Source organism: Nocardia nova (assembly GCF_002933465.1).
GTDB lineage: Bacteria > Actinomycetota > Actinomycetes > Mycobacteriales > Mycobacteriaceae > Nocardia > Nocardia nova_B.
Genome location: NZ_PSZE01000003.1, coordinates 109,102 through 128,479 on the forward strand (window position 1 = coordinate 109,102; position 19,378 = coordinate 128,479).

Here is a 19,378-nt window from a genome sequence, read left to right on the forward strand (position 1 = left end):
GACCGCGGCCGGGCAACGGCACAGGACCGCTCTCGGCGACCGTCGCGATCCGCATGCGATGAGCCGGAGAAGTTCGCGTTCTACGCTGGCGGTATGACCGACTCCTGGGTGCGGGCCTTGCGCGACCGGATCGACGGCGAGGTCGACGACGACGCCCGACGCCGCGCGGAGTATTCCTCGGACGCCTCGAACTACCGCGTCCTCCCGGCGGCGGTGATCTACCCGCGCGGGGATGAGGATGTGGCCACGGCCGTGCGGTTCGCCCGCGAGGAAGGCAGGCCGATCACCGCGCGCGGTGGCGGAACATCCGTGGCGGGCAATGCGATCGGGCCCGGACTGGTCCTCGACTTCAGCCGGCACATGAACGCCGTACTGTCGATCGACGCCGACCGTCGCTGCGCCCGGGTGCAGCCGGGGGTCGTGCTGTCCGGCCTGCAACAGGCCGCCGGCCAGCACGGCCTGCGACTGGGTCCCGACCCGTCGACGCAGAACCGCTGCACGCTCGGCGGCATGATCGGTAACAATGCCTGCGGCCCCCGCGCGGTGTCCTGGGGTCGCACCTCCGATACCGTGCGTGAGCTGCGCATCCTCGATGGCACCGGCGCCGAGCGCGGCCTGGGCGCCGACCTGTCGGTGGTGGCGGGGCTGGCCGAGTTCACCCGGCGCAATCTGGCGACGCTGCGCACCGAGCTGGGCCGGTTCGACCGGCAGGCCTCGGGGTACGGACTGCAGTATCTGACCCCCGAACGCGGTGCGTCGATCGCCAAGGCATTCGTCGGCTCCGAGGGCACCTGCGGCCTCGTTCTCGACGCGACCGTGGACCTGGTCCCGCTGCCGAGCGCGACCGCGGTCGCGGTCCTCGGATATCCCGATATGCCCGCGGCGGCCGACGACGTGAAAGCGGTCATGGCGGGCCGACCGATCGCGGTGGAGGGCTTGGACGCCCGCCTGGTGGATGTCGTGCGCGCACACGGACGCCCGGTACCCGAACTACCCGCCGGCGGCGCGTGGCTGTTCGTCGAATTCGCCGGGGACACCGCGGAATCCGCCTACGAGAGTGCGGTCGCGGTCACCGCCGCCTGTGCCGCACTCGACACCCGGATCGTCACCGACGATCGCGCGGCGGCTCGGCTGTGGCGGATTCGCGCCGACGGCGCCGGCCTCGCCGGGCGCACACCCGCGGGCGAACCGGCCTGGCCGGGCTGGGAGGACGCCGCCGTCCCGCCCGAACGTCTCGGTGATTACCTTCGCGATTTCGGCCGGCTGATGCGTGATCACCATGTGGACGGCCTGCTGTACGGCCACATCGGCGACGGGTGCATCCACGTCCGCCTGGATCTCCCGATCGCCCGTGCGCCGCAACGGTTCCGCGACTTCCTGTTCGACGCCACCGACCTGGTGGTGCGCTACGGCGGATCGGCCTCCGGTGAACACGGCGACGGCCGCGCCCGTTCGGAACTGCTGTCGCGCATGTACTCACCGGAGGCCTTGCGCGTATTCGCCGGATTCAAAGGGCTTTTCGATCCGGACGCGATCCTGAACCCCGGGGTCCTGGTCCGCCCCGAACCGGTCGATACCGATCTGCGTCTGCCCGGGCTGCGGCCGGTTCCGCATGCGGGCGGTTTCGCGTTCACCGCGGACGGCGATATCGGCACGGCGGTGCACCGCTGCGTCGGGGTCGGAAAATGTCGCGCCGACAGCCGCGCGACCGGCGGTTTCATGTGCCCGTCCTACCTGGCCACCGCGGACGAGAAGGACAGCACCAGGGGCCGGGCCCGCGTGCTGCAAGAGGTGGTCCGAGGCGCGCTCGACTGGCGCGACGAGGCGGTCGCACAGTCGCTGGACTTGTGCCTGTCGTGCCGGGCCTGCTCCTCCGACTGTCCCGCCGGTGTCGATATGGCGACCTACAAATCCGAGACGTTGTACCGCGCGTACCGGGGACGGCCGCGGCCGATCGACCATTATGTGCTCGGCCGGTTGCCGCAGTGGCTGGCGGTGGGCACGACGGTGCCCCGAACCGTGAACGCGCTCACCGGCATTCGGTGGTTGCGGCGGACTGGTATGCGCCTGGCCGGAATGGATCCGCGACGCCCGGCGCCGCGACTGGCGCCGCGCTCGTTCCGCAGTCGGTGGGCGGACCGCGGCACCGACCGGCATAGGGACGGCCCGGTGGCGATGCTGTGGATCGACAGCTTCACCGATGCCTTCGCCCCGGAAATCGGCTGGGCCGCGGTAGAACTCGTGGAATCGGCCGGATACCGGGTCCGCATCCCGGAGCGCCGGGTGTGCTGTGGCCTCACCTGGATCAGCACCGGCCAACTCGACGGGGCGCGAAAGCGATTGCGAGCCGCGCTGGACGCGCTCGACGACCACGTTCGACAGGGCGGCCCGGTGATCGGCCTGGAGCCCTCGTGCACCGCGGCGCTGCGAGCGGATCTACCGCACTTGCTACCCGACGATCCGCGTGCGGTGAGTACCGCCCGGGCGGTGCGCACCCTCGCCGAATTCCTGACAGAGCAACCGGATTGGCAGCCACCGGACCGATCGGGCGAGTCGGTGGTGCTGCAGCCGCATTGTCATCAGCATGCCGTGACGGGCTTCGACGCCGATCGGCTGCTTGTGCGGCGAACAGGGGCCGACATCACCGAAATCAGTGGGTGCTGTGGACTTGCTGGAAACTTCGGAATGCAATCCGGGCATTACGAGATTTCAGTTGCGGTAGCGGAGGGCGGATTACTCCCGGCATTACGTGCGGCCGATCCGGAGACGACCTTCCTGGCGGATGGATTCTCGTGCCGCACCCAGGCCGCTCACCTGGCCGGGCGCCGGGGCCGTCACCTCGCGCAATATCTGACTGATCGATGATTCAGATGGTGAGAGGTCGCGCCGGTGATTCACCGCGCACGCCCGCCGCGCCGAACGGCGGCGGGCGAGGGCGGTGTCTGGATCAGCTGCCGAACGGCAGGGTGCCCGGAGGGATCTGGTAGCCCGAGCTACCGGCGGATACTCCGCCCCACGCGTTGAGCAGCCAATTCAGAATGTTGGTAAGCATGGACACCTCCGTTGTGGCGTTGCCGAATGATTGCTGTTGGAACCATTCTTCAGTGAAATCGGCGTGCGTGATCGTATCGTTACATCTCGCTCGAATTCGTGATCTGCGCCATAGGAATACCTGGGAGTTTCCTCGAGATGCGGCTGCCCGGCGGCCGGCTCGCCCCCGCCCGGCGGGTCCCGCCCGGTCGGCCCCGGGCACGGCGCACAATGAGTCGGTGCGCGGACGAAGCAGGCCGATGATCGACTCTCCCCGATCCGGGGTGATCGCCGCACGGCACAGTCCCTCCCGCACGACCCACGACCTCCCTCGCGCCGACCGCGACGGGGCGGCCCGCACCCTCACCACGTCGCGGCCGATAGCCCTCGCGCATACTCTCGCCCCGCTGCGCCGGGGTCAGGGCGACCCGTGCCACCGCGTCACTCCCGACGGCGCCCACTGGCGAGCGTCGCGCATGGCCAGCGGCCCGGTGACCTATCGCCTCGTCCAGGCCGGATCGAATGTCGTGGCGGCGCGGGCCTGGGGTCCGGGTGCGGCGGAATTCCTCGAGCATTTGCCCCGCATGCTGTGTGTCGACGAGGAGCTCGACGACTTCGCCCCCGAACATCCCCGCATCGCCGAGGCACACCGGCGTCATCCGGGCCTGCGCATGCTCCGCACCGGACTCGTCTTCGAGGCCTTGGTGCCGGCCGTGCTCGAGCAGCGGGTGCACACCGTCACCGCTCGCGGGTCGTATCGAAAGCTGGTGTGGCAGTATGGCGAACCGGCGCCCGGACCCACGCCCGCGCCGATGCGGGTGCCGCCGTCGGCGCAGACCTGGCGCTACATCCCCTCCTGGGTCTATCACCGCGCCAATGTCGATCCGCGGCGTTCGCGCACGATCGTCACCGCCGCCCGGATGGCCGAGAAGCTGCAGGCCGCCGCGACGATGGCGCCGGAGCGGGCCGCCGAGCGACTGTGCACCGTGCCGGGAATCGGAGTGTGGACGGCCGCGGAGATCGCGCAGCGAGCCCTGGGCGACGCCGATGCGCTGTCGGTCGGTGATTTCCATCTGGCCGCGATCGTCGGCTGGACGCTGCTGGGCCGCCCGCTCGACGACGAGGGCATGGTCGACTACCTCGAACCGCTACGCCCGCACCGCTATCGGGCGATCCGGCTGCTCGAGATATCGGGGCAGGCGCGCAAGCCGGCGTTCGGCCCGCGGACTCCGCTGGTCGACCACAGCCGGATCTGAGCGGATCAGCGCTGCGCCGTGGCCCGCGCGGCGGTCTGGGCGCGACGCAATGCCTCGGGTACCGGAATGCGGCCGAGAAACATCTCGTCGAGGATCGGGTCGGTCGCCTGCAGTGCGGCCGCGAAACCCGGTCCGCCACCCGATGCGATCCGCGTCCCGCGCAGCACATCGAAGAACGGCGACACGTCGATGCCCCGGATCGCCCAATAGTCTCGATACAGCTGCTGATCGGCCACCACGGCCGGAATGGTCTGCCCACCGGCGGCCAGATAGCGGTTGCCGGCGGGGCTGCCCAGCCAGGCCAGCACGCGCCGCACCGCCTCGGGGTGGGCGGTGTGAGCATCGGCAGCGATGCCGATCGCGTTGTCGGTACTCACCCGCCCCACCGGCCCGGCCGGAATCATCGCGATCCCCCAGCCGAAGCGAGTCTGCTGCGTGATCTGCGCCAGATTGAAACTTCCCGATTGGAACAACGCCAGCTTCCCTTGCAGGAAGGCGTTTTTCGCGAAATCACTGCCGCTGCTGGTATCCGCGGCCGCAGGGGTGAGCCCCGCCCGCACCAGCCCGACGAGATATCCGAAGGCATCCACACCCTGTGGGCTGTCGAAGGCGTACCGATCCCCGTCCTGGAACTGCCCGCCCGCCGATCCCAGATACGGCAGCAAGAGCGACTGGAAATCGTTGGCGGCGTTGTAAGCCCAGGGCGCCGTCGCGGAGATCCGGCGCAACAGCGGCTCGAAGGAATCCGGCCCGTGTGGGTTCCACGTCGCGCGTGCCAATTCCGCGGGGTCGACTCCGGCCACGCTCAACAGATCGCGGTTGTAATAGACCGCCGTACCGCCGTCCACGAATTGCGGCACCGCCCATAGCTTTCCGTTGCGCGTGTACTGCTCCACCGCACCCGGATCCCACTGCCGCACCGCCTCGGGGCCCAGCATCGCGCCGATATCGGCAAGTCGGCCGGCATCGGCGTAATCGGTGTACAGATTCGTCCAGAACAGGTCGTCCACCGTTGCGCCCGCCACGTCGAGACGCAACTTCTGCTGATAGGACGCCCAGGGCACCACCGTGATCCGCACCTCGACATCCGGTTCGGCGCGCTGGAATTCGTCGAGTGCGGCGCGATAGGCGGGTACGAAGCTCGCGTCCCAGATCCGCAGCCGGATCACCGTGCGACCCGACCCGCCCGCATCGTCGTGGCCCAGCCACAGCGCCGCGGTCACCAACAGGACCACGCCGAGCGCGACGGCGAGCACACTCAGCGTCGAGGTCTTCACGGCTCTCATTTGAGGCCCGTCCACGCGATGGAACGCAGCACCTGCCGCTGGAAGATCACGAACAGCGCCAGCAGCGGCACGATCGCCAGTGTCGTCGCCGCCATGACCAGTGTCCACTGCTCGTTGTAGCGAGTCTGTAGAGCCGCGGTCGCCACCGTGAGCACCTGCCAGCGGCCCGAGCCGGCGACCAGCGGCCACAGGAAGCTGTTCCACTGCGTCACCACGGTGATCACCGCGAGCGTCGCCAGGACGGGACGGCTCATCGGCACCACGACGTGCACGATCACATCGAGGGTGTTCGCGCCGTCCAGCCGCGCCGCGCCGATCAACTCGCGCGGGATGCCCCGGAAGTACTGGCGCAGCAGAAAGATCGCATACGGCGAGCCGAAGACGAACGGCAGCACCAGTGCCCAGAACGTGTTCAGCCACCCCAGGTGCGCGAACATCAGATACAGCGGAGTCAAGGTGACGATCGGCGGCACCATCATGGTCGCGAGGTAGATCCAGAACAACAGGTCGCGACCGCGAAACTCCGTGCAGCCGAACGCGTATGCGGCGGCGATCGAGGTGATCAGCTGTCCGGAGGTGATGAACGCGGTCATCAACACCGTCACCAGCACCGCGCGGCCGAACCCCTCGCCGAACGCGGCGCGGAAGTTGTCCCACGTCATCGGAACCGGCAGTGCCAGCGGAGATTCCGTCGCGAACTGCCCCGGCGTCTTCACGGCCGTGAACGCTCCCAGCACCAGCGGTGCCACCGTGCATACCGCGCCCGCGAGCAGCAGCAGGTAAGCGACGATCGATCGCACACTCGCTGAACGGCGATGTCGGGCATCAGAATTCATAGCCGGTCCGGGTGCGGAAGTAGCGATGCTGGAGCACGGTGATCGCCAGCACGATCACGAAGACCACGATCGCCATGACCGCGGCCCGCCCGGGTCGCGCGGCGTCGAACGCTTCCGAAAAGATCTGCATCGCCACCACATTCGTGCGATCGCCCGGGCCGCTCTCGGTCAGGGCATACACGGTGTCGAAGGTCTGGAACGCGGTGATGGTCCCGGTCACCAGGACGAAGAACATGGTGGGTCGCAGCAGCGGCAGTGTCAGCCAGCGAATCCGCCGCCAGCCGGTGGCCCCGTCCAACGCCCCCGCCTCGTGGATCTCCGAAGGTATCGCCCGCAGTCCCGCGACGAAGAACAGGGCCACATAGCCGAAGTTCGACCAGATGCTCACCGCCGCAACCGAAGGCAGGGCCAGCGCCGGATCGGCCAGCCATTCGATCCGCCGGCCCAGCAGTGCGTTGAGCGCCCCGTCGGTGGGTGCGAACAGCCAGCGCCAGATCACGCCCACCGCCACCGGCGCGCACATCCAGGGCAGTGCGAACAGCACCCGGAACGCACCACCGGCACGGCGGCGCACCAGCAACGCGGCCACCGCGAACCCCAGGACGGTCTGCAGCGGCACCACAAGCAGGGTGAGCGCGGCCGTCACCAGGAGCGAGTGGCCGAACCCGGCATCGGACAGCACCGAGCGCCAATTGCGCAGGCCCGCGAACTCCATGGGCCCCAGCAGATTCCAGCTGTGCAGGCTGAGCCAGCCGACCAGCACGATAGGCAGGATCAGGAAGACCCCGATCCCGAACAGGCTCGGCGCCAGCAGCACCCAACTCGTCACGGCACGACGAACCGCTCGTCGGTTCACAGCAGATGACGCTACCGGGCACCCGGTATCGGGGTCGCCGCGGCGACGGGCTCGTTCAGTCCAGCGGGCCGCCGGCGACGTAGACGACCTGCCCGGAGACGAAGCCGGCGCCCTCGCTGACCAGGAACGACGCGGTATGCGCGATGTCCTCCGGCCGGCCCACGCGCTGCACCGGGATCTGCGCGGCGGCGGCCTCCTGGAAGTCCTCGAACGGTACGCCCACCCGCTCGGCGGTCGCGGCGGTCATATCCGTGACGATGAAGCCGGGCGCGATGGCATTGGCCGTGACGCCGAATTTGCCGAGTTCCAGCGCGAGGGTCTTGGTAAAGCCCTGCAGGCCGGCCTTGGCCGCGGAATAGTTGACCTGGCCGCGGTTGCCCTGTGCCGAACTGCTCGACATGTTCACGATGCGACCCCATTTGGCGTCGACCATGTACTTCTGCACCGCGCGGCTCATGAGGAACGCCCCGCGCAGGTGCACGTTCATCACCGCGTCCCAGTCGTCGACGCTCATCTTGAACAACAGGTTGTCGCGCAGGATGCCGGCGTTGTTGACCAGGACGGTCGGCGGTCCGAGCTCGTCGGCCAGCGTCGTCACCGCGGCGGCGACGGAATCCTCGTTCGAGACATCGGCGCCCAGCGCGAGGGCCCGGCCGCCGGCATCGGTGATCGCCTGGACGGTGTCGGCGCAGTGCGCCGCGTCCAGGTCGAGTACGCCTACCTGCAGTCCGTCCTGAGCCAGCCGGGTCGCGATCGCTGCCCCGATGCCTCGTGCCGCGCCGGTGACGACGGCAACGCGTTCGCCCATTGGCGGTCCTCCTGTACCTCTCGCAACATTCGCTGTGCGGAACGGTACGCGCCGCTGTTCCACCTCCCGCGGCGGCAGCCGCTGTTCCACCTCCCGCGGCGGCAGCCGCTATTCCACCCACAGCGACCAGATGCTGCTGCGCCCCTGTCCTTCGCAGACCAGCGCGTGCCCGTCCGGGGTGCGGGCCGTCTTGTCCAGACCGGGATCACATTTCGCCCCGCCCTCGTACACGGCCGTCGACACCGTATACGGCCCGGTCCAGCGGTAGCCGCTGCTGCCGTGCAGGCACAGCAACGTGCTGCCGTCGGTCGCGGACCCGATCAATCCGGCCTGCGCCTGCGTGCACACCTCGCCCTTGGCCGCCGAGACGGGACCGGCGGGAGCGGCCGTGGTCGTGGGTGGCGCGGTGGGCGGCGGTGTTACCACCGTCGTCGGCACCGCGGTTCGCGTCGCGGCGGTATTCGAGGTGACGGTCTCGGTGCTGAGGGCGGCGGGAACCGCGCCCAGCGTGGTGCGCGGCACGGTGACGCCCGAAAGCACCAGCGCCGCAGCGAGGATCAACACCTCGGCCAGTCCCAGTAGCAGGGCGGACATCGCCATCACCCGTCCGCGCGGATGGCTGAAGGCGATCAGGCCGAATACGATTGCCACCGGGAACAATCCGAGCAGCGCGGCCACCAGCGCGACGATCGCGTACGGATTGACGAGAGGCGGCACCTCCACCCGCAGCCGTCCGGTGCGGCGGCGATTGGGTGCGCCGTCGCGGCGGTCGTCCTCGGCCTCGGGCGCCGGCCGCCGCCGGTTCGGCGTGGTTTCCCACCGGTCGTCGGGCGGTTCGGCGATCCGGGGATTGGCGGCCCGTCGCGGCGGCGGATCCCAGCGATCGTCCGTGGGGACGGGCTCGTCGGCCCAGTACTCTTCCTCGGGGACCTCGGACCAGCGATCCTCCGCGTACTGGTTGCGGACCATGTGGTTCCTCTCGGTCGTGCAGGAACCTGGACACGCGGACCCGCCCGTTACCGAAGAAGAATAGGTGGATCGGCGCGACCCGCAACCCCCGTCTCTTCAGAGCGGGCAGCCGGTGTGCGCGCAGCCGCCGGACGTCATCCCCGAGCGTCCGACGCGCGCCACTAGACCTCGTCGATCACGTGCTCCCCGACGAATGCGATCCGGATCGCCAGCAGCCAACCGGCAATCGCGAGAACGATGCGGTCGTACAGGTCCGGTCCGCTGCGGCGCGCATGGCGGGGGCGGTGGGCGCCATCGCCGACGGGTAGCGGCCGGGTGTCCGGGAGATAGACCGCCGCGCGGTGGCCGCCGTCGACCCGGTGCCGTGCGTGTCGGTGGGCGGCATGCCGGGCGCCTCCCCCGGCGAACGCGGTCACGGGATGGCCCGATCGTCGAGGACGCAGCGGCCCTGTTCGACCAGCACCGCCCGCGCCCGCCGCCTGACCACGCACGTATCGACGGTGCAGTCGAGGTGCAGTTGCATTGCGGCGTGGGCTTGTTCGACGGTCATGATGCCCGGGTCGGCGCCGCAGTGCAGTAGTCCGGCGACCGGCATGTGCAGATTCGTCAGTTGCATTCGGACACCTCCGCTGCGAACCGGCGGCGCGGTGGAGCTGGTGGATCCTGTGGTCCGGTCGCGGCGCGGCCGGTCGAAGCGGACGAAAGTTCGCTGGTCATCAACGACGACCCGATGACATGAACAGCCATGACTCCTCGTTCCTGCATGCGATACCCGACTGTGCCCGGCGAGCCGACTCCGGGGCCCCGCTGCGAGCACACTCCCAGCATCCATCAGATCGTCGCTGCGCGGGGCGGAATCGCCGATCCCGTCCGATTCCCAGCGAATCGCCAGCACCGAATCAGCTTGGGAGAACAGGACTTTTCGCATCCGCCCGAGCGTCGCTACCCGCGAACACCCCGGGCATGCCGCCGCGCCGCCGCCCGGGATGCGCGCCCCGAATATTCGCCGGCAGATCACGAAACCACACCCGTTTCGCAACGAACGTATGTTTAACGCGGGACCGATCGGGTAATAAGAACTACATGGATCGCGGGCTGAGAAATACCTCAACTCGGTACCGCAAACTGCTTCCGGGTGACTGGGTGGAACACCTTATCGTCGGAATGTTGTTCGTGGTATCGGCCGTCGGGGTGTACGTACTGACCGGTGCCATGCTCTCGTCACTGCTGGTAGGAGCGCTGGTCGCCGTGGTCGCGACCGGTGTGGTGACAATGCTGTAGCCGGTCGGCGAACCGACCGGCCTACTTGGTTACCGTTATTCGAAATAAAGCGAAAAAGGCGGAATCGGCGAAGAATTTCTGCGCCGATTCCGCCGTAGGATTATCGCCGGAACAATTTGTTACCCAACCAGACGATCGGATCGTATTTGCGATCCACAACCCTTTCCTTCATCGGGATGAGGGCGTTGTCGGTGATCTTGATGTGTTCCGGGCATACCTCCGTGCAGCACTTGGTGATGTTGCAGTAGCCGAGTCCGAACTCCTCCTGCGCCATCTCGCGCCGGTCCGCGACATCCAGCGGGTGCATCTCCAACTCGGCCACCCGCATCAGATAGCGCGGCCCGGCGAAGGCGTTCTTGTTGTCCTCGTGGTCGCGCACGACGTGACAGGTGTTCTGGCACAGGAAACATTCGATGCACTTGCGGAACTCCTGCGAGCGTTCCACATCGCGCTGCTGCATCCGGTAGTCGCCCGGCTTCAGATCGGCCGGCGGCGTGAAAGACGGGATCTCCCTGGCCTTCTGATAGTTGAACGATACATCGGTGACGAGGTCGCGGATCACCGGGAAGGTGCGCATCGGGGTCACCGTCACCACCTCGTCGGCGGCGAAGGTCGACATTCGGGTCATACACATCAGGCGCGGGCGGCCGTTCACCTCCGCCGAGCAGGAACCACACTTGCCGGCCTTGCAGTTCCAGCGCACCGCCAGATCCGGAGCCTGGGTGGCCTGCAACCGATGAATGATGTCGAGGACGACTTCGCCCTCGTTCACCTCGACGGTGTAGTCCCGCAGTTCACCCTTGTCGTCGTCACCGCGCCACACGCGGAAGTGGGCATCGTAACCCATTGCTACTCATCCCCTTTCGCGGATGATTCGGCGGCCGCGGGATGAGCGGCGGTCTCCGCCGGGGTGTAATACTTCTCCAGCTCGCTCAACTCGAACAGGGCGAGCAGGTCCGGTCGCATCGGCTGCTGATCCTCCGAGGTGACCACCACCGGTGGCACGGTCTGGCCGACACCGTCCGGATCGGTCCGGCACACCAGCAGCCGATTGCGCCACTGCGGATCCATCTGCGGATGGTCGTCACGGGTGTGACCACCCCGGCTCTCGGTGCGCAGCAGCGCGGCCTGCGCGACACATTCGCTGACCAGCAACATGTTTCGCAGATCGAGTGCGAGATGCCATCCGGGATTGAACTGCCGGTGGCCCTCGACGGTCACGCTGTCGTAGCGCTCCCGCAATTCGCCCAGGCGCACGATGGCCTGTTCCAGTTCGTGCTCCTTGCGGATGATGCCGACCAGGTCGTTCATCGTCTGCTGCAGATCGGTGTGCAGGGTGTACGGATTCTCGCCGGTCCCCGTTGTCGGCGGATCGAAGGGCGCCAGTGCGGATTTCGCGGCCGCGTCGACGTCGGCGTCGGCGACCGTGGGCCGCTGTGCCAGCTGTTCGACGTAGCTGGCCGCGCCCAAGCCGGCGCGGCGGCCGAAGACCAGCAGGTCCGACAGGGAGTTGCCGCCGAGGCGATTGGATCCGTGCATACCGCCCGAACATTCACCCGCGGCGAACAATCCGGGCACGGTGGCCGCGCCGGTGTCGGGATCGACCTCGATTCCGCCCATTACGTAGTGGCAGGTCGGCCCGACCTCCATCGGCTCCTTCGTGATGTCGACATCGGCCAGCTCCTTGAACTGGTGATGCATCGACGGCAGCCGCCGCATGATCTCGGCGGCCGGCAGCCGGGAGGCGATGTCGAGGTACACGCCGCCGTGCTCGGTGCCGCGCCCGGCCTTGACCTCTTCGTTGATCGCGCGAGCCACCTCGTCGCGGGGCAGCAGGTCCGGGGTGCGGCGTGCGGAATCGTTGTCGCGCAGCCACTGATCGGCCTCGTCCTCGGTCTCGGCGTACTGGCCCTTGAACACCGCCGGGATGTATTCGAACATGAAGCGCTTGCCCTCGGTGTTCTTGAGCACGCCGCCGTCACCGCGTACGCCCTCGGTGACCAGAATGCCCTTCACACTCGGCGGCCAGACCATACCGGTCGGATGGAACTGCAAGAATTCCATATTGATCAGCGAGGCGCCGGCGCGCAGTGCGAGCGCGTGGCCGTCGCCGGTGTACTCCCACGAGTTCGAGGTGACCTTGTAGGACTTGCCCACCCCTCCCGTGGCCAGCACTACGGCCGGAGTCTCGAAGAGGATGAACCGCCCCGACTCCCGCCAGTAGCCGAAGGCACCGGAGATGACGCCTGTGTCTGTGGAGCGGGATCGGGCGCCCTCCGTGGTTACGCCGGCTGCCTCCTCCGGGCGCTGACCGATTCCGCTCGTGTCCTTGAGCAGATCGGTGATCGTGCACTCGGCGAACACCTTGATACGAGCCTCGTAGTCGCCGGTCGCGGCATAGTCCTCCTGCTGCAGCGAGACGATCTTCTGCTGCATGGTGCGGATGATCTCGAGGCCGGTACGGTCGCCGACGTGGGCGAGACGGGGATAGGTGTGCCCGCCGAAGTTGCGCTGACTGATCCGCCCGTCGGGCGTCCGGTCGAACAGCGCACCATAGGTCTCCAGCTCCCACACCCGGTCGGGTGCTTCCTGGGCGTGCAGTTCGGCCATGCGCCAGTTGTTGAGGAATTTTCCGCCGCGCATGGTGTCGCGGAAATGCGTCTGCCAGTTGTCCTTCTCGTTGGCATTGCCCATCGAGGCGGCGCAACCGCCTTCGGCCATGACCGTATGGGCCTTGCCGAACAACGATTTACACACCACCGCCACCGACAGACCGTGTTCGCGCGCCTCGATCACCGCACGCAGGCCGGCGCCACCGGCACCGATCACGACGACGTCGTACTTGTGCCGTTCGACTTCAGGCATGAAACGAATACTCCTGGGACACTGAGGAATTGGGCTCTATGGCGTTATCTGACGCCGGAATCAGCCGACGAAACGCGGATCGGAGATGGTCCCGCTGGCGACCAGCATGATGTAGAAGTCGGTGATCGCCAGGGTGGCCAGCGTGGTCCACGCCAGCTGCATGTGCCGAGTGTTCAACTTCGACACCTGCGTCCACATCCAGTAGCGCACCGGATGGGCGGAGAAGTGTTTGAGACGGCCGCCGGTGATATGCCGGCAGGAGTGGCACGAGATCGTATATGCCCACAGCAGAACGACATTCACCACCAAGACGATGTTGCCCAGGCCGAAGCCGAAGCCGCCGTCCTTGCCGTGGAACGCCATGACCGCGTCGTAGGTGTTGACCACCGACACGATGACCGCCACATAGAAGAAGTAGCGGTGCACGTTCTGGATGATCAGCGGAAGCCGCGTCTCACCGGTGTATTTGCCGTGCGGTTCGGCGACCGCGCAGGCCGGGGGCGAGAACCACACCGCGCGGTAGTAGGCCTTGCGGTAGTAGTAGCAGGTCAACCGGAACAACAGGAGGAACGGCAGCACCAGGAAACCGAGCGGAATCCACATCGGCAGGTTGCCGACCCAGTGCCCGAAGTGGCTCGAACCCTCGACGCACGAAGTGCTCACGCACGGCGAGTAGAACGGCGTCAGATAGTGGTAGTCGGAGACCCAATATGCCGATCGCACAAAGGCTCTCACGGTTGCGTAGATGATGAATGCGGCCAGTCCGAGCACCGTGAGCAGTGGGGGGACCCACCACCGGTCGGTACGCAGAGTGCGTGTGGAAATGGCCGCGCGGCCTTTGCTGAAAACTCCCGTGCCCGCCTCGGGGGCGCGTGTCGGTGCTGCGCTCACTGCAAGCTGCCTCGCTGGTCTACCCCGTGGAACGTCATCGTTACCTCCGGCGTCGAATGTGATGCTGAGCACCATACGACACCCGGGCTATGACTCGAGGCCGGTCCAGGCAAGATGCATCCACGCCGCGTCCTATGATTTGCGCCACATTTTCTGCGCGCTCGGCGGCGGCGGTGCAACGAGTGAATGACGAGCTACTTCAGACCTTCTTCGCGAATACGGTGGGTTGAGAACCGACGGACCGCAGCGCTGTCCCGGCGGGGTCGATGGCCGCCTCGACAGCCTGTGTCGCTGGTGAATGTCCGGTTACTTGGTGCGTGGCCGCGAATGGAAGCCGAGGCCTTCGTCCTGCGCGCCCATCCATGCCGCCTCGTCGGACTTGCTGTCCGGCACGTAGATGACCTCCTGCTGACGGCGGCTGTCCACCTCGGGCGGCGGGGTGTGTTCGAACTCCTCGGCATCGATGGTGAGTCGTTCGAGATCGTTCTCCAGCCGGCGGACCGAATTCGCATCTCCGTAATGGGTGCGCAACGCGCCGACGCATTGCCGGAGCTGTCCGACCGCGAAGCGCAGTTCGGCGATCTCACTGCGTGTCATCGAAACCTCCTGGTGTTTCCGGGCCGATCACCGGCTCGGACCTCGCCCGAGGGCGAAATCAAACCTGTGACGGACCGCACATCGTGATCTACAACACATTACGTGATCATTTGCGTTCTGGCTCGCCGCACACGGAAAAAGATCTCCTCACCTGCGCGTACCCGGCGCGGGATCGGAGTCTCATCCGGCGGCCGGCAGGACCGCCGTCACCGACGGGGACTCCACCTCGCCGAGAGATGTGAGAACCGGAAGTACGGCGGGGATGGCCGGACGGCTTCCGGAGGTCCCGGCCGACGTTCCGAGTGCGCGGCCCACGAGCGCCGCTACCAGCCCCACCGCCGTGATGCCGGCGGCCGCCCCGGCGATCAGCCCGACGCCGACCACCCGGGTGCCGATCGTGGCCGGGAACAGGCGAGCGTAGGCCAGGACCACCATCGCGCCCATGGAATGGCTGATCAGCACCACCGGTCCGGTCGGCGCGACCGCGCGCAGGACCGCGTCGAGATCGTGGCCCAGCTGGTCGATGGTGTAGGTTGCGGGATCGGCGCCGGCGGAATCGCCGTGACCGCGGTGGTCGTAGAACACCATCCGGGTGTCCGAGCCCCATTGCCGCAGCAACTCATCCCGCAGGAACCACCAGGCTTCGGTCCGCAGGCAGTGACCGTGCACGAAGACCACGATCACCGAGGCCGTGGTCGAACCGAAGGTCCACGCGGCCAGCGGGGTGCCGTCGTCGGCGCAGACGGTGACGCGGGTGGTGATCGCGTTAACTGCTCTTACCTGGTGTTATGCATAAGTTGCACAACCGAGGCCGCTGGGTCGCCGACGATCCGGCGGGGCGGCGATCGGGAGAATCTTCTCGTATCTATGAACATCTGTAGACAGCCGTAGAAAAGAATCGAGACCTTTCCCGCGCACTAGGACGGTGTCTGGCCTACATCGCCCATAGCGTGGTGGTCATGAGCGCAGAGATCCGCGGCTTCCGCAACCGGATGGAGCGCCGAGCGCGTCGGCCGGATGTGGGTGGAACTGGTGCGCCGGCTCGGCTCCGAGCGGTACGGCGTCCACGGCGGCGACCTCGGCGCCTACGTGGGCACCGCGATGGCCGAGGCGGCGCCGGATCGGGTAGCCGGGCTCTACATCACCGCCGGTCTCGCACTGGCCCGAGCGCAACCCGCCGGGGCACCATTTCATCGCGATGGATCAGCCGCAGGCATACGCGGCGGACCTGCGCACATTCTTCGGCAATCTGGGCTGAGCGACGTTTCATCGGGAAATCTAAGGCTCTCGATCGCTGAAGCTAGAAAGCCCTAGATTTCCCGATGGATCGCGAGGCGTCGGCCGCCGTGCGCGTGGACGGCAGGAACGGGGTGAGCAGATTGTGCTCGGTGGACGGCCCGAATTCCCATTCCGCGATCCACGGGCCGGTGCCCTCGCTCGGGTCGAGCACACCCGACTCCAGCCATTCGTAGCGGCCCTCGAGCACCTGACGAGTCAGCGCGGTGTCGGCATCGTCGGTGTTGTCCCACAGCGCGTCGAAGGCGGCCTCCACCCGCAGCCGGGATTGGCGGCAGAAGGTGTCGGCCAACTCCGTCGCCGCGGCCGCGTCCCGGCTGTCGTCGGCGCGCATGGCCTGTGCCCGAACGCAGGCCGCCGACATGGCGAACAGTTCGGCGCCGATATCCACGAGGCGGCCCAGGAACCCCTGCCGGTATTCGAGTTTCGCCTGCCAGCGCGCCATCGCGTACATCAGTTCGCGCGCCTGCTTACGGGACATGCGCTCGACGAAGCGCAGATGCGTTGCCAGCGGCCCGAATTCGGTATATCCGGCGGGGAATGTGCCACGGCCGACCGCCAACTGCGGGAACCACTTCGCGTAGAATCCGCTCGCCCCGACCGCGGCGGTGGCCTTGTCCTTCAACGCCGCGTGGCGATCCACGAGTGCGCCCGCGGCGGCCATGTGCGCATCGGCCATCTCCCGGGCGATCAGCAGCCGCATGATCTCGCTGGAGCCTTCGAAGATCCGATTGATCCGCAGATCGCGCACCAGCTGTTCGGCGGGCACCGCCCGCTCACCTCGATGGCGCAGGGAGGCGGCGGTCTCGTAGCCGCGCCCGCCGCGTATCTGCACCAGCTCGTCGGCGATGCGACAACTCATCTCGGAGGCCCACAGTTTGGCCAGTGCGGCTTCGATGCGGATATCGTTGCGCGCCTCGTCGCACATGGTCCCGGACAGCTCGAGCACCGCCTCCAGTGCGAAAGCGGTTGCGGCGACGAACGATATCTTCGACGCGACCGCCGCGTGTTCACCGACCGGGCGGCCCCACTGCACGCGCGCCGCCGACCAGCCGCGGCTGATCTTCAGCGACCACTTCGCCGCCGCCGTGCACAGCGCGGGAATCGCCAGCCGTCCGGCGTTGAGCGTGGTCAGCGCGATCTTCAGGCCGTCGCCCTCGCGACCGATCAGATTGCGCGCCGGCACCCGGACCTTGTGCATGCGGGTGACGCCGTTCTCGATCCCGCGCAAACCCATGAAGGCGTTGCGGCGCTCGACGGTGATGCCGGGGGTGTCGGCCTCCACCACGAAGGCGGATATCCCGCCGCGATGTCCGGGCCCCTTCGGCACCCGCGCCATCACCACCAGCAGTTCGGCGACCACACCGTTGGTCGTCCACAACTTCACTCCGTCGAGTTCGTAGGCCTCGCCGTCGGCGGTCGGGGTCGCGGTACTCGCCATCCGGGCGGGGTCGGATCCGACATCCGGTTCGGTCAGCAGGAAGGCGCTGATCGCGCCCCGCGCGCATCGGGGCAGGAATTCGCGCTTCTGTTCCTCGGTGCCGGCCAACTTCAGCGGTTCCGGCACGCCGATCGACTGATGCGCCGAGAGCAGCACGCCCAGACTCGCGTGTACCGAGCCGACCAGCATCAGCGCCCGGTTGTAGCCGACCTGCGACAGGCCCTGTCCGCCGTATTCCGGCGGAATCTTGAGTCCGAAGCAGCCGAGTTCGGCCAAACCGCGGACGTAGTCGTCGGGGATCTTCGCTTCGGCCTCGATAACCGACCCGTCCAGGGTCTCGCAGAAGGCTCGCAGCCGTTCCAGGTAGGCCTCGGTCCGCGCCGCATCGTCGGGAGCCGGCTGTGGGTACGGATGAATCAGGTCGAGCCGGAACCGGCCGAGGAACATCTGCTTGGCGAACGACGGTTTGGCCCAGGTACTTTCGCGTGATTCCTCGACCAGTGCGCGGGCCTGCTCTTCGGTGGCGTGAACTTTCGCGGCTGTCGCCATGGGACCCTCCCTCGAAACGTGATAAGGATCACATTCGAGTGTAGGAGGGTTGGTTACCCGCCGGTAGGCCTCCGGTGAAATCGGGGTGAGTAATTACTGCACGCCGCGCAGATAGCGTCCGAAATGCGGCACCGTGAAGCCGATCGTGCCTCGCTCGGCGGAATAGATCAGCCCCTTCTTGATGAGTCCGTCCCGGGCCGGGGACAGGGAGGCGGGTTTGCGGCCCAACTCCTGGGCGACGGCCGCGGTCGGCACCGGCCCATCGTCGCCGGCCAGGTCGGCCATCGCCCGCATGTACTCGCGCTCGGCGGGGGTTGCCCGTTCATAGCGGGAGCCGAAGAACCCGACCGCCAACTCCTCCTCGGCCGCGGGCGCCGCGAGTTCCACATCCTCGGCGCCGATCGGGCTGCGGGCGGCCACATCCCAGGTCGCCTTACCGTAGGCCTGGACGAAGTAGGGGTATCCATCTGCCTTGTCGTACAAGGCTTTCAGTGCCTCCTCGGTGAACTCCACCGCCTCGCGCTCGGCGGGGGCGATCAGCGCGCGGTCCGCGGAATCGCGATCGAGTCGGTCGATGCGGTGGTAGCCGAACAGTCGCTCGGAATAGCTCTTGGAGGCCGAGAGGACGGCCGGCAGATGTGGCAGGCCCGCGCCCACCACGATCAACGGCGCTGTCTCCTGGCTCAATTCGTGGCAGGCGCCGCAGATCGCGGAGATATCGGCCGGTCCCAGATCCTGCATCTCGTCGATGAACACGGCGATGCCCACGCCGATATCGCGGGCGAGCTGGGCGGCCTCCAGGAGCAACTCCACCAGATCGATCTCGATGTCACCGGAGTCCGCGCGTCCGGTGACGGCGGGGACGTCGATACCGGGCTGCCAGCGCTCCCGCATCCCCTTGTCGGCGGTCGCGCGCAGGGCGAAGGCCTTGAGGATGCCGAGGAAATCATCAACCATCTCGGGATTGCGGTGGGCGACCGCGATCTGGCGCACCGCCATATGCAGCGCCGATGCCAGCGGGCGCCGCAATTCCTGATCCGGGCGAGCCTCCAGTTTGCCGGTCCCCCAGCCGCGCGAGCGGGCCGTGGACCGAAGTTGGTTGAGCAGCACGGTCTTTCCCACGCCGCGCAGTCCGGTGAGCATCACACTGCGTTCGGGGCGCCCGCGTGAGATGCGTTCGAGCACGATGTCGAACGCGTCGAGTTGTTTGTCGCGCCCGGCGAGTTCGGGCGGGCGCTGGCCGGCGCCCGGGGCATACGGATTCCGCACGGGGTCCATGCCCCGACACCGTAGCGCGTTCGTACCGAAATCTCGGGATATATACGGGATGTCCTAGATTGCGCTATCCAACCGAATGGCAGCCGCTGCGCGGGGGATGACCGGGCGCGAGGGGCTCTCTACGCTGGTGGCCGGTCGA

General features: G+C 67.5%; 17 protein-coding genes. 3 read left to right on the plus strand and 14 right to left on the minus strand.

Annotated elements, in window-relative coordinates:
* Positions 1 to 93 precede the first annotated feature (93 nt).
* Both C5E41_RS04780 and C5E41_RS04785 read left to right on the plus strand, forming a co-directional pair.
* Positions 94 to 2,865 (plus strand): FAD-binding and (Fe-S)-binding domain-containing protein, encoded by a 2,772-nt coding sequence (locus tag C5E41_RS04780; RefSeq protein ID WP_104374621.1) that lies wholly within the window; start codon positions 94 to 96, stop codon positions 2,863 to 2,865.
* 425 nt (positions 2,866 to 3,290) lie between these two features.
* Positions 3,291 to 4,286: a DNA-3-methyladenine glycosylase family protein gene (locus C5E41_RS04785; protein ID WP_258080742.1), complete on the plus strand. Its 996-nt coding sequence runs from the start codon at positions 3,291 to 3,293 to the stop codon at positions 4,284 to 4,286.
* A 5-nt stretch (positions 4,287 to 4,291) separates the two neighbouring features.
* Here C5E41_RS04785 and C5E41_RS04790 read toward each other — a convergent pair whose 3' ends face one another.
* The 7 genes from C5E41_RS04790 to C5E41_RS04820 all read right to left on the minus strand — a co-directional run bounded on the left by C5E41_RS04790 (position 4,292) and on the right by C5E41_RS04820 (position 9,657).
* Positions 4,292 to 5,572, minus strand: coding sequence for an ABC transporter substrate-binding protein (locus tag C5E41_RS04790; protein ID WP_104374622.1), 1,281 nt, complete (start codon positions 5,570 to 5,572; stop codon positions 4,292 to 4,294).
* A complete protein-coding gene (locus C5E41_RS04795) occupies positions 5,569 to 6,408 on the minus strand; it encodes a carbohydrate ABC transporter permease (RefSeq protein WP_104374623.1) in 840 nt (279 codons plus the stop codon). Before C5E41_RS04795 ends, C5E41_RS04790 begins: the two co-directional genes overlap by 4 nt.
* A complete protein-coding gene (locus C5E41_RS04800; RefSeq protein WP_104374624.1) occupies positions 6,398 to 7,264 on the minus strand; it encodes a carbohydrate ABC transporter permease in 867 nt (288 codons plus the stop codon). The genes C5E41_RS04795 and C5E41_RS04800 overlap by 11 nt, the downstream gene beginning before the upstream one ends.
* A 55-nt stretch (positions 7,265 to 7,319) precedes the next feature.
* Complete coding sequence (fabG, locus tag C5E41_RS04805) at positions 7,320 to 8,072, minus strand: 3-oxoacyl-ACP reductase FabG (protein WP_104374625.1); 753 nt, start codon at positions 8,070 to 8,072, stop codon at positions 7,320 to 7,322.
* Positions 8,073 to 8,180: 108 nt separating this feature from the next.
* Positions 8,181 to 9,041, minus strand: a complete 861-nt coding sequence (locus tag C5E41_RS04810) for a DUF4190 domain-containing protein (RefSeq protein ID WP_104374626.1) — start codon at positions 9,039 to 9,041, stop codon at positions 8,181 to 8,183.
* A 161-nt stretch (positions 9,042 to 9,202) separates the two neighbouring features.
* On the minus strand, positions 9,203 to 9,457 hold the full coding sequence (locus C5E41_RS04815; protein ID WP_104374627.1) for a hypothetical protein: 255 nt from the start codon (positions 9,455 to 9,457) through the stop codon (positions 9,203 to 9,205).
* A complete protein-coding gene (locus C5E41_RS04820; protein ID WP_104374628.1) occupies positions 9,454 to 9,657 on the minus strand; it encodes a hypothetical protein in 204 nt (67 codons plus the stop codon). The genes C5E41_RS04815 and C5E41_RS04820 overlap by 4 nt, the downstream gene beginning before the upstream one ends.
* A 527-nt stretch (positions 9,658 to 10,184) precedes the next feature.
* Between C5E41_RS04820 and C5E41_RS04825 the strand changes: the two genes are divergently transcribed.
* Positions 10,185 to 10,322, plus strand: coding sequence for a hypothetical protein (locus C5E41_RS04825; RefSeq protein ID WP_258080744.1), 138 nt, complete (start codon positions 10,185 to 10,187; stop codon positions 10,320 to 10,322).
* A 100-nt stretch (positions 10,323 to 10,422) separates the two neighbouring features.
* Here C5E41_RS04825 and C5E41_RS04830 read toward each other — a convergent pair whose 3' ends face one another.
* From C5E41_RS04830 to C5E41_RS04860, 7 genes are all read right to left on the minus strand, one after another.
* Positions 10,423 to 11,169 (minus strand): succinate dehydrogenase/fumarate reductase iron-sulfur subunit, encoded by a 747-nt coding sequence (locus C5E41_RS04830; RefSeq protein WP_104374630.1) that lies wholly within the window; start codon positions 11,167 to 11,169, stop codon positions 10,423 to 10,425.
* A 2-nt stretch (positions 11,170 to 11,171) separates the two neighbouring features.
* The gene (locus C5E41_RS04835) at positions 11,172 to 13,187 is read right to left on the minus strand and encodes a fumarate reductase/succinate dehydrogenase flavoprotein subunit (RefSeq protein ID WP_104374631.1); all 2,016 of its coding nucleotides are present in this window, start codon (positions 13,185 to 13,187) and stop codon (positions 11,172 to 11,174) included.
* Positions 13,188 to 13,247: 60 nt separating this feature from the next.
* Positions 13,248 to 14,078, minus strand: a complete 831-nt coding sequence (locus tag C5E41_RS04840; protein WP_104374632.1) for a hypothetical protein — start codon at positions 14,076 to 14,078, stop codon at positions 13,248 to 13,250.
* A gap of 306 nt (positions 14,079 to 14,384) precedes the next feature.
* On the minus strand, positions 14,385 to 14,675 hold the full coding sequence (locus C5E41_RS04845) for a hypothetical protein (RefSeq protein ID WP_030514117.1): 291 nt from the start codon (positions 14,673 to 14,675) through the stop codon (positions 14,385 to 14,387).
* 180 nt (positions 14,676 to 14,855) lie between these two features.
* Positions 14,856 to 15,359: an alpha/beta fold hydrolase gene (locus C5E41_RS04850; RefSeq protein ID WP_439956352.1), complete on the minus strand. Its 504-nt coding sequence runs from the start codon at positions 15,357 to 15,359 to the stop codon at positions 14,856 to 14,858.
* 616 nt (positions 15,360 to 15,975) lie between these two features.
* Positions 15,976 to 17,961 (minus strand): acyl-CoA dehydrogenase family protein, encoded by a 1,986-nt coding sequence (locus C5E41_RS04855; protein WP_104374634.1) that lies wholly within the window; start codon positions 17,959 to 17,961, stop codon positions 15,976 to 15,978.
* A gap of 93 nt (positions 17,962 to 18,054) precedes the next feature.
* Entirely contained in the window at positions 18,055 to 19,239 is a 1,185-nt protein-coding gene (locus C5E41_RS04860; protein WP_030514121.1) for an ATP-binding protein, read from the minus strand.
* Positions 19,240 to 19,378: the final 139 nt, after the last annotated feature.

What these genes read in the sequence shown, in the direction of transcription:
- C5E41_RS04855 (WP_104374634.1), bottom strand. Translation starts at nt 17,961, where the DNA reads ATGGCGACAGCCGCGAAAGTTCACGCCACCGAAGAGCAGGCCCGCGCA.
- fabG (WP_104374625.1), bottom strand. Translation starts at nt 8,072, where the DNA reads ATGGGCGAACGCGTTGCCGTCGTCACCGGCGCGGCACGAGGCATCGGG.
- C5E41_RS04830 (WP_104374630.1), bottom strand. Translation starts at nt 11,169, where the DNA reads ATGGGTTACGATGCCCACTTCCGCGTGTGGCGCGGTGACGACGACAAG.
- C5E41_RS04845 (WP_030514117.1), bottom strand. Translation starts at nt 14,675, where the DNA reads ATGACACGCAGTGAGATCGCCGAACTGCGCTTCGCGGTCGGACAGCTC.
- C5E41_RS04785 (WP_258080742.1), top strand. Translation starts at nt 3,291, where the DNA reads ATGATCGACTCTCCCCGATCCGGGGTGATCGCCGCACGGCACAGTCCC.
- C5E41_RS04810 (WP_104374626.1), bottom strand. Translation starts at nt 9,041, where the DNA reads ATGGTCCGCAACCAGTACGCGGAGGATCGCTGGTCCGAGGTCCCCGAG.
- C5E41_RS04790 (WP_104374622.1), bottom strand. Translation starts at nt 5,572, where the DNA reads ATGAGAGCCGTGAAGACCTCGACGCTGAGTGTGCTCGCCGTCGCGCTC.
- C5E41_RS04835 (WP_104374631.1), bottom strand. Translation starts at nt 13,187, where the DNA reads ATGCCTGAAGTCGAACGGCACAAGTACGACGTCGTCGTGATCGGTGCC.
- C5E41_RS04795 (WP_104374623.1), bottom strand. Translation starts at nt 6,408, where the DNA reads ATGAATTCTGATGCCCGACATCGCCGTTCAGCGAGTGTGCGATCGATC.
- C5E41_RS04780 (WP_104374621.1), top strand. Translation starts at nt 94, where the DNA reads ATGACCGACTCCTGGGTGCGGGCCTTGCGCGACCGGATCGACGGCGAG.
- C5E41_RS04820 (WP_104374628.1), bottom strand. Translation starts at nt 9,657, where the DNA reads ATGCAACTGACGAATCTGCACATGCCGGTCGCCGGACTACTGCACTGC.
- C5E41_RS04860 (WP_030514121.1), bottom strand. Translation starts at nt 19,239, where the DNA reads ATGGACCCCGTGCGGAATCCGTATGCCCCGGGCGCCGGCCAGCGCCCG.